Origin of the sequence: Prevotella fusca JCM 17724 (assembly GCF_001262015.1) — a bacterium.
GTDB classification, from domain to species: Bacteria; Bacteroidota; Bacteroidia; order Bacteroidales; family Bacteroidaceae; genus Prevotella; species Prevotella fusca.
Genome location: NZ_CP012075.1, coordinates 438,231 through 453,971 on the forward strand (window position 1 = coordinate 438,231; position 15,741 = coordinate 453,971).

The window sequence follows — 15,741 nt, forward strand, 5'->3', positions numbered from 1 at the left end:
AAGGATTTTTGATATGAAACGCAAATATATTCTTATCGGTTTTGCTCTCTTTATCCTCTCTGCATGTGGAGCCAAGACAGAACAAGGCAGACAGCAGCATGTAACAGATGATTCCGTAGAGACATCACGACGCAACTTATATGCTGACCTTACTACTTTGTCAGCACCAGACAGCGATGTTCTGCCTGATTATACCGACGATTATACCAAGGCTGACAGTGTATTGGTGTGTCAGATTTTACAGGAGATTGTACCACAGCGACAGGAGCTTTCTAACGGGCAGCTTGTAATGAAGATTGCACGGAAGTTTATTGGCGTGCCATACGTAGCTCATACTTTGGACAGAAATGAGGAGGAAAAACTGGTTGTCAACCTGCACGAATTGGACTGTACCACATACGTTGAAGCTGTAACAGCTCTGACGCTTTGTGCCAGAAAGGGTGAGACACGTTTTTCTGACTATGTCCGTCAGTTAGAACAGATACGCTATCGTGGCGGCAAGATGAGCTATGTGAACCGTCTGCATTATTTCCACTGGTGGCTTGAAGATAATGAGCGTATGGGCTTTGTCTCGGAAATTGATTCTCCAAATCCGCCTTTCACAGCTGTTCAGACGTTGAAAATCAACTATATGAGTCTGAATGCAAGGCTGTATGATATGTTGAAGAACAATCCCGGACGTGTTGAAGAACTGAAGAAGTTGGAAGATGCTACTAACGGGACAAAGCTGCGCTATATTCCCAAGAGTCTGCTCTGTAACAGCAGACTTCTTCGGGAGGTCATTCATGATGGTGACATCATTGCAATCGTTACCAGTAAACGTGAACTTGATACGACACATCTCGGCTTTGCCATATGGCATAAGGACAGACTTCACCTGATGAATGCTTCTAATCTTAGAAAGAACGGCAATAGAGTCGTTGACCCAATAGAGACCCTCTACAACTATATGATGTCCCGCCCGGCTAATCTCGGAATACGAGTTGCCCGAATCAAGTGATATGTAAAAGAACAAGCTATGACAACGCTGAAACTGATAATGCCCCATACCAACCAATGTTTGTAAACTATTTTCATACAACTCAAAACCAACACATGGTCTTTTGGCTTTGAAAAGACGCCCAATTGACTTGCAACAGATGCCCTTTTGAGATCTTACTGACGCCCTTTTGAAGTCCAATTAAGCACCTTTTCTTGCACGACCTTATAACTAATTGATTTACTGTTAGTTGCGAACTTACTTTTTACACGTGTTTTTGCTTTTATCTGTAGACATTTTACCCGAAATTATGTCATGATTTTTCAAGCTGTTGTCTGCGATTTCAAAGTATTAAAATGAAAAGGTTTTCTGCGTCGGAGGATGATAATAAAGTAGGTAGCCAAGACGGTCTTGACTATGTTTTATTTAATAAATAACTCCAGTTCTTCCGCTAAAGCTATACGAAAAGTGTCCACGCATTTAACGGATGAATCCTTAATTGGCATTCAATTAGTGCCTAGTTGAAGTCTAATTAATGCTTAGTTGCAGTGCTATTAAGCACCTTCTATTTTTCCGTTTACGTAATTGATTGATATAATATTAGTTATATAAGTAAAAAGCAACCGTTCTTTTCAGTGCTTTTGAACAGAACGGTTGCTTTATTTTGCAAATATAATTCAGTACAAATTACCATGCAGAATTAGATGATCAACAGGGGCTGGATTTTTACACAATGGTAAGGCACACTCTGTTTCCAGACCTTACTGTTATCATAAAAATGCTGTCGGACTTGCCCCTGTATGGTTTTATTCTTGCAAAATCCTATTTCTTCATCTTTGCCTTGCGGGCATACTCAAAGAGTGCATTAGGAAGGTGGCAATAGCCGGTAGGGTGTTTGTCAAGATAGTCCTGATGATATTCTTCTGCCTTATAGAAGTTCCTCAACGGTTTTACCTCCACAGCAATCTTCCCGTTGATATGCTTCTGCTCCTCCTCAAAAACTTTCTTGATTGCCGGCAGGTCAGCCGGGTCGGTGTAGTATACGCCTGTTCGATACTGACTGCCACGGTCATTTCCTTGCTGGTTCACACTGGTAGGATCAATGGATTTGAAGTATAAGCCCAGCAGAAACTCCAGACTGATAACCTTTGGGTCGTAGCTGATGTGTACAGCCTCAGCAAACTGTGTCTTGTCTGTACACACCTCTTCGTATGTAGGGTTCTTGATGACGCCGTTAGCATAACCCACTTCAGTAGCTGTAACGCCTTCTATCTGCTTTAGGTAGTGCTCTGTTCCCCAGAAGCAGCCGCCTGCAACATAAATTTCTTTCATAGGTCTGACTAATTTTATATATGCTCCGTAGCCTTTCGCCTTCATTTCTTCGAGCGGAATGAAACGCAATGAAGCACTGTTGATACAATATCTTTTTCCTCCAGACTCGGCTGGACCGTCGTCAAAGACGTGTCCCAAATGAGCCTTGCCGGTCTTGCTCCGCACTTCCGTACGCAGCATGCCGTGTGATGTGTCTGTATGGCTCGTGACAAGTTTCTTGTCGATAGGCTTCGAGAAAGCGGGCCAACCACAGCCGGAGTCAAACTTATCTGTCGACGAGAAAAGCGGTTCGCCGGTTGTAATGTCTACATAGATACCCTCTCTGAACTCGTGGTCATACTCATTAGTAAAAGGACGCTCAGTAGCCGCCTGCTGGGTTACGGCATATTGTTCTTCAGTAAGTGTCTTCCGCAGGGTAGCATCATCGGGGCGTGTGAACTTTGTCTTTGGAGCAATGATAGAATCTGTTTGTGTCATAGCTGTCTTCGTCTTATTTGTACAAGATACTGTTCCCGTCATAAGCAGGCTGCAGGTGGCAGCTTCAACAAAGGTGGGAAGAATCAGTGTACCCAGTATGGATAAAATGTTACGCATAGTTTGTAGTGTTTATAATGTGATTAAAATATAGTCAAGGGATAAAAAGGGTGTATCAGAATCCAGTTCGTCGGATTCCGAAACACCCTTCTTTATATTAATTATGTTTACTGTTTCTGTAAGAAACGGTCAACCTCAATAGCTGCCATCGCACCTGTACCAGCAGCTACGACACCCTGGCGATAGGTTGGGTCTGCCACATCACCTGCTGCAAAGACACCCTCTATGTTGGTTGCTGTAGACTTTGGCTTGGTAATGATGAATCCATGCTCGTCCATTTCCAGCTGACCTTTGAACAGGTCGGTGTTAGGTGTATGACCGATAGCAAGAAAGAAACCGTCAATGTCAATATCGTACTTCTCTTCGTTTTCTTCACCCTTAAAGCGAACGAGATGAGCACCTTCAACACCGTTCTCTCCAAAAAGTCCGAGCGTATTGGTGTTGTAAAGGATTTCGATATTATCCTTCTCTGTCACACGCTTACGCATAATCTCTGCAGCACGCAGATAGGGCTTGCGAACAATCATATATACTTTCTTTGCCAGAGCAGAGAGATACATTGCCTCTTCGCAGGCCGTATCACCTCCACCGACAACGGCTACTGTGCGCTTACGATAGAAGAAGCCGTCGCAGGTTGCACATGCACTGACTCCCTGTCCACGGTATTTCTCCTCGTCAGCCAAGCCCAAGTACTTTGCACTGGCACCTGTTGCGATGATGACAGTTTCAGCTTCAATCTGGTTACCACGTTCGTCTTCGAGAAGGAAAGGACGGCTGCTGAGGTCTGCCTTTACTATAGAACCGTCACGAAGGTCAGCACCATAGAGTTTAGCCTGCTGACGCATCTCTTCCATCAGCTGGTTGGCATCAATGCCTTCATGGAATCCAGGGAAGTTTTCCACGATGGTTGTCGTTGTCAGTTGTCCACCAGGTTGCAGACCAGAGTAGAGTACTGGCTGGAGATTAGCACGCCCGGCATAGATAGCTGCAGTGTAACCTGCGGGTCCGCTGCCAATTATCAGGGTTTTTACTTTTTCCATATCTATATATAATGTGTCTTTTGCCCGTTGTATAGGAGGGTAATCCTAAGATGGGCCGGATTAATACTTTGTACTTATTACAATACAAACATTATGCCAAATAGTCTGCCAAGTCCTTTGAAAAAGTCATTATAAATTCTTTAAAAAAGATGGAATGACTTACAAACAAAGGATAATTGGAACTTTTGATAGGCTGTGATGGAATTATGAAAGGAGATGGAGGGCAGTTGTTAGATGATGATAACTTTAAGCTATAGCTGCCAATTTGTCTCCTTTTCTTTCACTGTCCGATGGTTAGTGACAATCAGCCTGGGAAAGTTGGGGTAGGAAGTTACTCCATCGGGAACAATCCAAAGAGACGGTCATCAATCATGTCAGTGACACGTTTGAAGTCTTGCGGGTTTTCCTGGAAATCAGTTGTGTCGCCATCAACAATCATCAGATGCCCTTTATACGATTTAATCCATTCTTCGTACCGCTGATTAAGACCACGGAGATAGTCTATTCGCATTGTCTGCTCGTAATCACGTCCACGTTGTTGAATATGGTCAATGAGGCGTGGGATAGAACAACGGATGTAAATCATCAAGTCTGGCAGTTTTACCAGCGAGAGCATGAGGTCGAACAGGTCTGTATAATTCTTGAAGTCACGTTCTGACATCAGTCCCATGTCATAGAGGTTAGGTGCAAAGATACGCGCATCCTCAAAAATAGTACGGTCTTGGATGATTGTATCAGTTGACTGCGAAATCTCTACAACGTCACGGAAACGCTTGTTGAGGAAGTATATCTGCAGATTGAAAGACCATCGTGTCATGTCTTTATAGTAATCTTCTAAGTACGGATTGTTGTCAACTGGCTCAAAGTGAGCTTTCCATCCGTAACGTTTAGCAAGCATCTTGGTAAGTGTTGTCTTGCCTGCTCCAATATTTCCTGCGATTGCTATGTGCATAGTGTATGTATGTGAATCCCCACATTTCCAATCTTTTCCTCTCTATGGAGGGGCTATTGATATGTATGGTGGGTTATAGTTTCTTTTTTATATGGTTATGTTAATCCTCTTGTCGGTACTCTGTCTTCTTCCTTATTGAGGAAATCAAGGATTAGAATAGCTGGCTTCTTAAAACAAGCCGAACAGTTCCCTGTCTATCTTGTCAGTAATGAAACCAAAGTCTTTCGGGCGGTGTTGGTAGTCGAGATGGTCGACATCAATCGTCAGAACACGTCCTTTATATTTTTCTTTGATAAACTCATCGTAACGCTTGTTGAGGTTCTCAAGATAGTCCAAAGGCATCTTCTGTTCATACTCCCGCCCACGTTTCTCAATGTTTGAAACAAGGTGACTGACCGAAGAACGAAGATAAATCATGAGGTCGGGGAAACGGACAGCATCCGTCATGTCCTCGAACAGTTCCATATAAGTTTCGTAGTCACGGTCATCAAGGTTTCCCATAGCATAGTTGTTTTCCGTAAAAACGTATACTCCTTCATAGATGGAACGATCTTGTACAACCGACTCGTTACTCCGGCTTATCTCAAGCAGATCCTTGAAACGCTCCTTCAGGAAGAACACTTCCATTGGGAACGACCATCGTTTTATGTCTTTATAATAATCCTCCAGGTAGGGATTGTAGTCTACTGACTCAAACCTTGGCTTCCAGCCATAGCGTTTGGCAAGCATGGTTGTGAGTGTTGTTTTACCGCTACCTATGTTTCCTGCAATTGCAATGTGCATAACATAATGTCCACATGTCCACCTCTGACTTCTTTCTCCAACGGAAGAGTATCAGAGATGTCATGTGGAGAATAGTTGTTTATACTTAAAATTGATTTCTTGCCTTACCTATACAACCATTGGGCATCTGAATATGTAGCATAGCACAGACCGTCGGTGCAATATCTACGATATGTGTCTCAATGCTGGTTGAGCCATGTTTTACGTTCCATCCGAAGAGTACGAACGGGATGTGTGTGTCGTATGGGAATGGCTGCCCATGTTGTGTTCCGCGAAAATCAGGTGAGTCCTTTCCGCCAAAGAACTGCGGACGTGTAACAACACCGATTTCACCCGAACGACCACGGAAGTAACCGTTTTCCATGCGTTCCTTAGTCCATTGAGGCATTGTTGTTTCGGAGACTTTCTCTTCATCAAAAACGTAAAGGAACTGTGGGTCTTTCTTCAACCAGTCTACAGACTCGTCAATCACCACCTGTTTCTTCAACCCTGCTGCTGAAATCACTGAGTCGTTGAGATAGAACTGGTAATTATCTTCACCCATTACCGGGCTTATACCGAACTTTCCTTGCAGATGTTCGTTGAGACCTTTTACCGTCTGTTTATAGTCCCAGCCACCAGCTGGAATACGATGCTCACGCATATAGTTGTAATTGTGGGCAGCGCCATGATCGGCCGTAAGGAAAAGCAGGTAATTACCTTCGCCCACTTCCTTATCAAGAACTTTAAGAAACTGTGCCAAGTCCTTGTCTAACTGCATATATACATCATAGTTCTCTTTGCCACGTGTGGAGAATCTATGTCCGATAATATCTGTTGATGAAACGCTCACTGTGAGCATATCCGTGTCTTTTCCCTTGCCAAGTTTCTCATTTCTCAATGCTGCTTCAGCCATCTTGAATGTCATGGTCACACCCTGCGGAGAGCCCTTGATATCAAACTTGGGGGAGGTATGGTTCTTCGCATTGAAGTCTTCAACCCACTGTGGCAGCTTATCCATGTAGAATGTAGAAGTAACAAAGCGTCCTGCCGATGTATCCCACCAGTAAGCACCATCAGCAGCATGCCCTGCAGGAAGAATTGATGCACGGTCCTTCAAAGCCACACCTATCACCTTTGAGCGGAAGTCTGTGGCTATCTGGAGTTCATCTCCAATCGTAGACGCAAGCATGCGTCGTGGGCTCATCTGCCCTTCAGAACTGTCTGAACCGACACTTTTAACGGTCTTATCACCGCAGCAATAGACACTCTTGTCATCTTGATAAAAGTAGTTTCCGGCAATACCCGTTATTGCTGGAACCGACCCTGTGTAGACAGAACTATGTCCAATAGCAGTTACTGTTGGCGCATAGTTGATATGTGTGTTCTCATAAGAGAAACCTTGGTCGATTAATCGTCGCAAACCATCGTTACCATATTCATTGTAATAGTAGTAGAGATAGTCCCAACGCATTTGGTCGACAACAAGACCAACAACCAGCTTTGGTCGTTGTATCTGTGCATTGGTAGCTGTAGCAATCAGCAGTCCAGCTACAAGAAAAAGCAGTTTCTTCATTTTAGGTCATGTGTTTGAATAATGATGCAAACTTACATTTTTTATACAACTTAACTAATAGATTATCAGTATTTTGTATTTTATAATGTTACCGTTTTTTTTCTTTCCTCTTTTTGTTGTTATTAGTTCAGTAGGACACTGAACGATGTGCAAAGATAATAAAAACATTTCAGACCAACCAAACAATGATAATAAAACTTCTAACCTCATAATATTTATAGTACAGCAACCTAATAATATATACTGTTTGTCTTTATTTCAATAGTCCGTTAAATTTTTGCAGTTTATTAAGTTTTCACCCAAAAGCCAACAGAAATTGTGGCAGAAAACAAATATGATAAGTATCTGAAAAAGAGTAGATTAAACAACAATATATAACATAATAAAATCGGCTATCTCATTGAATTTCAGTAACTTTATAGATGTAAAAAAACAATAAAGTTTATGCTGATAACCAATTTGATTAGCCGATATATGAAGCTCTGCAAAGCAGCATTTAGTGCTGAAGATGGAGCAAAGTTAAACAAAAGTATTCAGACAAACGTCATGGAAATGCTTTTTCTTTTGATGGTCATCCCAAGGAGATGCAATTTCACGCAGATGGGACGCTATGGCAATCGTGGCGAGCAGTGCTATCGGCAGACGGCAGAGCGCAGCGTGAACTGGCTCGAGATGAATATGTGGCTGAGTGCTTTCGCCTTCAAGGAGGGTAAGGGTCGCAATGCCATTGTCATCGATCCAAGTTTCATAAAGAAGTCCGGGAAGCAGACCCCATACGTGGGTACGTTCTGGTCCGGCTGTGCAGGTGCTGTAAAGCACGGTCTTGAGATCCTCGGTATCGGTGTGATAGACGTGGACCTGCATGAGTGTATGATGCTCAAGGTCGTGCAGACCACATTGGAAAAAGGTGAGCAGAAAAACGAGATGAGCCTGTACGACTGGTATGCCAAGGCATTGGAGGACGACATAGTAAGGCTGCAGCGTATCTGCAAGGTTCTTGTTGCCGACTCAGCCTTCTCCAGAAGGTCTTTCATCGACAAGGTAATGAAGATGGGATTCCATGTTGTGAGCCGCCTGCGTCATGACGCAGCCTTGTTCTACACATGGGACGGGGAACCCACGGGAAAGCCCGGCCGTCCCCGTGTCAAAGGTGACAAGATTGACGTGAGGAACATTGATATGTCTAAAGTCGAAATGCTTGAGCTGGAGGAGACCTCCGGCAAGGTCTATGCGCTCAAGGCATGGTGCAAGTCCTTGCACAGGGTCGTTTCGCTTGTCATCCACGAGTTGCCTAATGGCAGTCGGCGCTTGTATTTCTGTACGGATGAGAGCATGGACGGACGCGATGTGGTGGAGTATTACACCACACGTTTCCAAGAGGAGTTCTGCTTTCGCGACGCAAAGCAGTTCCTCGGCCTTACAGATTGTCAGGCACGCGACAAGAGAAAACTTGACTTTGCCTTCAACTCTTCATTCACGGCACTCAATGTGGCCAAAATCATGTGCAAGGAGCTTGGCACGTCCATCGGTCGACTTAAAGCGCAGATGGTCAATGCCTACTATGCGCAACGAATTATTGACGTGTTCGAGAAGAACCCGAACACGACATTAAATAAAGAAAGTATTAATGAGATATTTAGTTTCGATACTGACGCAGCATAAAAATTAACGGAGTATTGATTTATAGTACGGCAACCTAATAATATATACTGTTTGTCTTTATTTCAATAGTCCGTTAAATTTTCGCAGTTTGCGAAGTTTTCACCCAAAAGCCAACATAAATTGTGGCAGAAAACAAATATGATAAGTATCTGAAAAAGAGTAGATTAAACAACAATATATAACATAATAAAATCGGCTATCTCATGGAATTTCAGTAACTTCCTTAATTCCGCAGCATAATTTCTTGTGAGAAATCCAAGTGCCTGAGAAACAAAGCCTTCAAAACACTTGGACATGTCAGAATTTTCACCTATCTTAGTGCAACAAACATAACAAGCAAGCAAAAATCTGACATGACAAAGGTAGCAATTAAAAACGAGAATATCATTTCCTTCGGAGGAATTTATCACATCATGGACGTTTTTTCAAAGCTGGGCTTTGAAAAACTTACCGAATCCGTGTTGGGCAGACGCGGATGCAGCGGCAAGGCATTCAGCCATGGAAGCATCCTGGGCTCTCTCTTCTTCAGCTACCTTTGCGGTGGGGATTGCCTTGAGGACATCAATGCGCTTACAGGGCAGTTCAGGCAGAGACCTGGTACGCTGTTATCCGGTGCCGACACCGTGGGGCGCGGACTGAAGGAGCTTGCCGAAGAGAATATTGTCTACAGGAGCGAAACCTCCGGAAAGTCCTACAGTTTCAACACTGCAGAGAAGCTGAACACCTTACTTTTACGGATGATACGGAGAATGGGACTTATAAAGGCGGGAAGCCATGTTGACCTGGACTTTGACCACCAGTTTGTTCCTGCCCACAAGTTCGATGCAAAGTATTCCTACAAGCAGGATTTTGACTATTTCCCGGGCTGGGCTTCCATCGGGGGCATCATAGTCGGAGGTGAGAACCGTGACGGAAACACCGATGTGAAATTCCATCAGGAGGACACGCTTCGTCGCATTATGGACCGTGTGACCTCCGAGCTTGGTGTGGTGATAGAGCGTTTCCGTGCCGACTGCGGGTCGTTCTCGAAGGAAATCATCCGAACCGTAGAGCCGCGCTGCAACACGTTCTATATACGTGCTGCCAACTGCGGCAGCCGACACGAGGACTTCCGCCAGCTGGAAGAATGGAAGAGCGTTGAGGTTGGTTATGAGAGATACGATGTCACCTCCGTCAGCATGGACGACCTCATCGAAGGAAAGTCATACAGGCTTGTCGTACAGCGTACTCCCTTGAAAGACAAGCACGGCAGGGAACAGACGGATATGTTCGGAGTGATATACACATACCGCTGTATCCTTACCAACAACCGGACATCTGCCGAGAAGGACATCATTACATTCTACAATGAACGTGGAGCGAGCGAAAAGAACTTCGACATACAGAACAATGACTTCGGCTGGGCACATCTGCCCTTTTCCTTTATGGCTGAGAACATGGTTTTCATGATGGTTACTGCCATGCTGAAGAACTTCTATCTCTATCTCATCCGTAATATCAGCGAGAAGGTCAAGCCGTTGAAAAAGACAAGCAGGCTGAAAGCCTTTATCCTGCATTTTGTCAGCGTACCGGCAAAATGGGTGAGAACAGGAAGGCGGAACGTTCTGAACCTGTATACAAATAAAGCATACTATTCTGAAGTATTCCTTGAATAAGCAGCATTTCTTTGTGGTCCTCATATTCCCCATTGGTTTGGGTGGGGGATTTCATGCTTCGGCAAGACCCAGGAAGCCCCGAAGAGCCTCATATCAACGTATAGAGCTCCAAAAGACATCTCAATATATAAAAAAATCTCACAAGAAATTATGCTGCGGAATTAAGGAAGTTTTTCAAAGCCCAACTTTGAAAAAACGTCCATGATGTGATAAATTCCTCCGAAGGAAGTGATATTCTCGTTTTTAATTGCTACCTTTGTCATGTCAGTTTTTTGCTTACTTGTTATGTTTGCAGCACCAAGATAGGTGAAAATTCTGACATATCCAAGTGTTTTGAGGACTTTGTTTCTCAGGCACTTGGATTTCTTGCAAGATTTTATGCTGCGGAATTAAGGTAATAAAAAAAACGGGCTGATTGTTTTGCACATTCAGCCCTTCTTATTTCCTTTGTAGTTGCAAAATTAAACAATGAAATAAGATGAGCAAAAGTACACATTCTATCGGACAGCCGCTATATGCTCAACTGTTAAACTATTTTAATCGTGATGAAATCTTCTCTCTGAGCCAAGCCCTGGGAGGTGAGCACTATATAAAGAAGTTTGACGCATGGCATCATCTTGTCGTCATGCTTTATGCAGTAATGATGCGTTTAGACTCTCTGCGTGAGATAAAGACCTCTCTCTTTGCTAATGTTAATCGCTTTAATCATCTTGGTTTAAAGCATTTTCCTTGTCGAAGTACCTTGTCAGATGCAAACAAACGTCGAGATTCTGAGATATTCGGTTCGATCTATATGGACTTATATGAGAAATACCGCCATGAGCTTTACTCGGACAGCCGAAATTGTGGACAGCCCAAATGGCTGAAGAATCTGAAGATAATAGATTCTACGACAACAAGTCTGTTTTCTAACCTGGTCTTTAAAGGTGTAGGACGTAATCCCAAAACAGGTAAGAAAAAGGGTGGAATAAAAGTACATACAGAGATATTTGCCAATGAGAATGTTCCAAGCGATATCAAGTTCACATCCGCAGCTGGTCATGACCAATTTGCACTTATTCCGGAACGGTACGCCAATGAGGAGCTGATTGCTTTTGACAGGGCCTATATCAACTATTAAAAGTTCTCAGAACTGACGCAAAAAGGCGTTATATATGTAACTAAGATGAAAAGTAATCTTAGCTTTGAAAGAATTGCCGATACGGATTATGAGATGACTACGGATTATGGAGCTGTACGTGTAGAAAACATTCTCTTCCATAAGCATACAAAGGAAAAAGATATCTACCATAAAGCAAGAAAAATCACATATCAGGATAAGACTAAGAAAGGGAAAATCAGATTAATATCTCTGCTGACCAATGATTCTCAGATGTCGGCAGAAGATATTATAGCCATCTATAAGAAACGATGGCAAATAGAGACCTTATTCAAGCAAATAAAACAGAATTTCCCGCTAAGATACTTCTATGGAGAGAGTGCGAATGCTATAAAAATACAGATATGGATTACGCTTATAGCCAATCTGCTTATAACACTAGTGAAGAACAAAATAAAGAGACCCTGGAGCTTCTCAGGCTTGGCAACAATGATAAGGATTCTACTCATGAGTTATGTCTCAATACAAGGATTCTTTGAGCAGCCACATAAAGATTGGGATAGATTGATTACCCAGGTAAAAGCCCCGCCAGAAGAGCTGTCATTATTCTAGGGGGGCTTGGAATTTGAAATCAGAACTAATCATGCGTATTTCAGCAGGATTGAGAGAGAATATTGCAGCATGGAGAGGTTTTATCGGACAGCAATAAAAGAAAGTATTAATGAGATATTTAGTTTCGATGCTGACGCAGCATAAAAATTAACGGAGTATTGAAAAAAGCCTTTGATAGTTTGTTTGCTACTCGGGCGAATTGTAGAACCAGCCGATAAGGTCATTGAAAGGATTAGAACGGAAGTCCGACCGCAAAATGGAACGTAAAGTCGCGTTTCAGATTCGGATGCCATAAGGCATAATGCTCTTCCGTACTTGTATAGGCTGGATTAATTGCCTTCATGCCACCGTCAAAACGAAGAATGAAATAGTCAAAGTTCAAACGTAGACCGAGACCGTACGCGACAGCCAGCTGCTTATAGAAGTCCTTGAAGCGGAACTGTCCGCCAGGTTGATCCTCATAGTTGCGAATGGTCCAGATGTTTCCAGCATCTATGAAGGCTGCACCATCAAGTTTCCAGAACAGATGAGTACGATATTCAGCATTCAAGTCGAGCTTCATATCACCCGTCTGATTGATGAAGTCTATTCGCCCGTCAACTCCACGGAATTTACCTGGTCCCAACTCTCTCACACTCCAACCACGCACAGAGTTGGCGCCGCCGGAAAAATAACGCTTCTCAAATGGGAGTACAGTACTGTTGCCATAAGGAACAGCTATACCGAATCCACCATGCAAAGCTAAAGAATTACGGTCATCAAAGTGTAACATCTGCGTATAATCAAAATCGAACTTTGCATATTGCGCATAGGCAATATTAAACAGTGTCCGCTTTCCCTGACTGTTCTCCTTGAACTTGAATATACTACTCAACCCGTTTAAAAGGTTTCCTGCCAGTTCCGCTTTTGCCCTGAAAGCATGGCTGGAGCTGCTATAATGGACTCCGAAACCTGTACGCATAATGAACAGATCCTGATAATTATATCGAAGAATAGCATTACGTGTTGTTGCATTATCAAGATAATCACGTTTGAAAGTCTCGCTTATCCACGGCATATATACATAACTGAGATTAAGGAGATCAAAGTCATATGTCAGATGGTGTACAGGATTTGTCCAATGATACCTCCATGCTGAAGAGAATACCCGGCGATAGAACTCTGGTCGGTTCTGTAGATTCCAGCCTACAGTAACTTCCGAGGTGGCATTACTCCTCCTCCTGAAGTTCTTGGATATGAAAGGAGCCAGGAAGCGAGGGAACTGCAGGCGTGCCTGTATGCTATACTCCTCATAGTTACTATTCTTATAACCCTCCAGACCTTTGATTGCTTCAAAAGCTGCACGAAACTCCAGACTTAAATGTTCACTGCCTCGGAAGAGGTTACGATTCTGGTAAGAAAGAACTGCTGCAGCACCGAAGTCGCCTGCTGTATTCGTTCCTTCCGGCTGGAAAGAGATAGTGTTGGGCTTATTATTGGAAACCTGAATATCTGCATCCAGATAATGTGTAGAGGATGTTGTATAAGCGAATGACTTTCCAATAACCAGACTATCATAACGGGGAACTTCCCGAAAGTTGATGCTCGTGTAGCGTACAGCACCAAGGCGTGAGAAGTTGTTATAAGTCTTCTGTAGGTCAGTTGCTGAGAAATACTTTCCTTTTTCTATCAAAGTGTTATCTTCAAGAACACCTTTCCGAAGATGAAAGCCCGTGGCATCGCCGGGAATAAAGTTTACATTATTGATAACATACCGTGGATGCAGTGTTGGATTGGCGTTGCTGTTCTCAACATATTTCATCAAGTGCAGTGTTACATTTACATGTTGCCTGCCTTGGGTAGAATCGGCAGTGTAATACATGAAGTCCTTATGAAAACGATAGAATCCCGAGTCATTCAGGATACGGGTAAGACGTTTGCGCTCATCATCCAACGATGTGACAGTAAACTGGCGTGGACGTTCCGTATCTGACATGAGATGAGGAGAAAGCACCTTTGCTATGATTGAATCATCTATGTCATAATTGAAATGGTCAATGATGTAAGGTTCACCCGGATGAAGCCTGTAAACAGCTGTCACTTTCTTTCCCTTGACCTTTCTGTCAAGGTCAACCGAGGCATTCATATAGCCCATGTTCTGCATCGCAACAGCCAGATCCTCACAGGATAAACGTGCCTGTAGTGTATCATATAATACAGGCTCTTCACCCATTCTGCGCAACGTTCTGTTAATCCACTTTGTTGTGTCCTGTCCCGCCATTGCATAGGTCCCCAATGGAATCTTGAAAAGTGAGAACCAACGTGAGTTGCCTTTCTGACGTACATACTGCATTAAAAGAGATGAATTCACATCCTTTTGGTCAGAACGCAATTCAACTTTATCCAACAGGTATTGTCCTTCTGGAATGAATTTCTCTGATGAACATGCCATGACAACAAGCATAATCAGAGCAATAAGAAGCGATGTAAATAACCTATGTAATCTTGAAAACGACATTAATATCCTATTTTTTTAGCGAAAACAACAGTAGCTGGGATAAAAAAAGCATCTTTCTACTTTCCAAACGCAGCTTATTTTATGCAAAAAAATGCAAGTGAGGGCAAAGAAAGCGTGCTTTCAATTTGCCGAGCGCAGCTTATTTTATGCAAAGGTAGTAAAAAGTTAAGAGTAATAGATGGCGACTGGATAGTTTTTTGTAAATTTGCGAGGTGATATCAAAGAATAAGATAAAACTTATCCGCTCTCTCGAGACGAAGAAAGGACGGGAGAAAGCCGGACTATTTGTGGCAGAAGGACCAAAAGTTGTCCATGACCTGCTACACGAGGGATTTGTGGCAGAAGAGATTCTGGAAGATATCGAAGACATCAAAAAAGTCTCATTCCTCCAGCATCCACAGCCTGTACTGGGTGTTTTCCAGATGCCTACAGAAGACAAGGTGAATTCAAATGATTCCTCCAACACATATAACGAACAGATTGATAACCAACTTGTTCTTGCACTTGACGGTGTGCAAGATCCTGGCAACCTTGGAACTATCATAAGAATTGCTGATTGGTTTGGGATTGAAAACATATTCTGTTCGCACGAGACAGCAGACTGCTGGAACCCAAAGGTTGTTCAGGCTACGATGGGAAGCATTGCAAGAGTAAAGTTACATTACTTGGACTTAAACAAGCTGATAGAACATCTCCCCACCGGCTATCCTGTTTACGCCACCCTTCTTGACGGCAATAACATCTACGGTCAGCCACTCACCCAACATGGCATGATTGTAATGGGAAATGAGGGGAAAGGTATATCACCAATGCTTCGGACAAAGATTAACCGCAAGTTACTGATTCCTAATTATCCACCAGAGCGTGAAACAGCAGAGTCTTTGAATGTTGCAATCGCCACATCTATTGTCTGTGCAGAATTCAGAAGAAGATAAGAAGAACGCATCTCAAGCACAAAGTAACATCCTAAACCTAAAATTA

Annotated in this window: 12 protein-coding genes; 6 read left to right on the plus strand and 6 right to left on the minus strand. The window is 43.1% G+C overall.

Annotated features, from left to right (window positions below):
• Positions 1–13 precede the first annotated feature (13 nt).
• Positions 14–1,000 carry an N-acetylmuramoyl-L-alanine amidase-like domain-containing protein gene (locus tag ADJ77_RS09090; RefSeq protein ID WP_025079125.1) on the plus strand — a complete coding sequence of 329 codons (987 nt, stop codon included), beginning with the start codon at positions 14–16 and terminating at the stop codon, positions 998–1,000.
• An 801-nt stretch (positions 1,001–1,801) separates the two neighbouring features.
• Here the strand turns inward: ADJ77_RS09090 and ADJ77_RS09095 are convergent.
• From ADJ77_RS09095 to ADJ77_RS09115, 5 genes are all read right to left on the minus strand, one after another.
• On the minus strand, positions 1,802–2,905 hold the full coding sequence (locus tag ADJ77_RS09095; RefSeq protein WP_025079126.1) for a bifunctional methionine sulfoxide reductase B/A protein: 1,104 nt from the start codon (positions 2,903–2,905) through the stop codon (positions 1,802–1,804).
• A 107-nt stretch (positions 2,906–3,012) separates the two neighbouring features.
• Entirely contained in the window at positions 3,013–3,945 is a 933-nt protein-coding gene (trxB, locus tag ADJ77_RS09100; RefSeq protein ID WP_050696314.1) for a thioredoxin-disulfide reductase, read from the minus strand.
• A 331-nt stretch (positions 3,946–4,276) separates the two neighbouring features.
• Positions 4,277–4,897 carry a deoxynucleoside kinase gene (locus tag ADJ77_RS09105; RefSeq protein WP_025079127.1) on the minus strand — a complete coding sequence of 207 codons (621 nt, stop codon included), beginning with the start codon at positions 4,895–4,897 and terminating at the stop codon, positions 4,277–4,279.
• Between the two features lie 168 nt (positions 4,898–5,065).
• A complete protein-coding gene (locus ADJ77_RS09110; RefSeq protein WP_025079128.1) occupies positions 5,066–5,680 on the minus strand; it encodes a deoxynucleoside kinase in 615 nt (204 codons plus the stop codon).
• 85 nt (positions 5,681–5,765) lie between these two features.
• Positions 5,766–7,235: an alkaline phosphatase family protein gene (locus ADJ77_RS09115; protein WP_050696315.1), complete on the minus strand. Its 1,470-nt coding sequence runs from the start codon at positions 7,233–7,235 to the stop codon at positions 5,766–5,768.
• 474 nt (positions 7,236–7,709) lie between these two features.
• Between ADJ77_RS09115 and ADJ77_RS09120 the strand changes: the two genes are divergently transcribed.
• The 4 genes from ADJ77_RS09120 to ADJ77_RS14210 all read left to right on the plus strand — a co-directional run bounded on the left by ADJ77_RS09120 (position 7,710) and on the right by ADJ77_RS14210 (position 12,263).
• A complete protein-coding gene (locus ADJ77_RS09120) occupies positions 7,710–8,897 on the plus strand; it encodes a transposase (RefSeq protein ID WP_244148582.1) in 1,188 nt (395 codons plus the stop codon).
• Between the two features lie 353 nt (positions 8,898–9,250).
• Positions 9,251–10,552, plus strand: coding sequence for an IS1380 family transposase (locus ADJ77_RS09130; RefSeq protein ID WP_050696317.1), 1,302 nt, complete (start codon positions 9,251–9,253; stop codon positions 10,550–10,552).
• A gap of 478 nt (positions 10,553–11,030) precedes the next feature.
• On the plus strand, positions 11,031–11,672 hold the full coding sequence (locus ADJ77_RS14205; RefSeq protein ID WP_042741117.1) for a DUF4372 domain-containing protein: 642 nt from the start codon (positions 11,031–11,033) through the stop codon (positions 11,670–11,672).
• Positions 11,673–11,684: 12 nt separating this feature from the next.
• Entirely contained in the window at positions 11,685–12,263 is a 579-nt protein-coding gene (locus ADJ77_RS14210) for a transposase (protein WP_262499356.1), read from the plus strand.
• Positions 12,264–12,495: 232 nt separating this feature from the next.
• Here the strand turns inward: ADJ77_RS14210 and tamL are convergent, their stop codons facing one another.
• Positions 12,496–14,760: a translocation and assembly module lipoprotein TamL gene (tamL, locus tag ADJ77_RS09145; protein ID WP_050696318.1), complete on the minus strand. Its 2,265-nt coding sequence runs from the start codon at positions 14,758–14,760 to the stop codon at positions 12,496–12,498.
• Positions 14,761–14,972: 212 nt separating this feature from the next.
• On the opposite strand from tamL, the gene ADJ77_RS09150 reads away from it, so the two are divergent.
• Positions 14,973–15,695 carry an RNA methyltransferase gene (locus tag ADJ77_RS09150; RefSeq protein WP_025079160.1) on the plus strand — a complete coding sequence of 241 codons (723 nt, stop codon included), beginning with the start codon at positions 14,973–14,975 and terminating at the stop codon, positions 15,693–15,695.
• The last annotated feature ends 46 nt before the right edge of the window (positions 15,696–15,741 follow it).

Coding starts and splice junctions, on each gene's coding strand:
- ADJ77_RS09105 (WP_025079127.1), bottom strand. CDS start 4,897: ATGCACATAGCAATCGCAGGAAATATTGGAGCAGGCAAGACAACACTT.
- trxB (WP_050696314.1), bottom strand. CDS start 3,945: ATGGAAAAAGTAAAAACCCTGATAATTGGCAGCGGACCCGCAGGTTAC.
- ADJ77_RS09090 (WP_025079125.1), top strand. CDS start 14: ATGAAACGCAAATATATTCTTATCGGTTTTGCTCTCTTTATCCTCTCT.
- ADJ77_RS09120 (WP_244148582.1), top strand. CDS start 7,710: ATGAAGCTCTGCAAAGCAGCATTTAGTGCTGAAGATGGAGCAAAGTTA.
- ADJ77_RS09110 (WP_025079128.1), bottom strand. CDS start 5,680: ATGCACATTGCAATTGCAGGAAACATAGGTAGCGGTAAAACAACACTC.
- ADJ77_RS09115 (WP_050696315.1), bottom strand. CDS start 7,235: ATGAAGAAACTGCTTTTTCTTGTAGCTGGACTGCTGATTGCTACAGCT.
- ADJ77_RS09130 (WP_050696317.1), top strand. CDS start 9,251: ATGACAAAGGTAGCAATTAAAAACGAGAATATCATTTCCTTCGGAGGA.
- tamL (WP_050696318.1), bottom strand. CDS start 14,760: ATGTCGTTTTCAAGATTACATAGGTTATTTACATCGCTTCTTATTGCT.
- ADJ77_RS14205 (WP_042741117.1), top strand. CDS start 11,031: ATGAGCAAAAGTACACATTCTATCGGACAGCCGCTATATGCTCAACTG.
- ADJ77_RS09095 (WP_025079126.1), bottom strand. CDS start 2,905: ATGCGTAACATTTTATCCATACTGGGTACACTGATTCTTCCCACCTTT.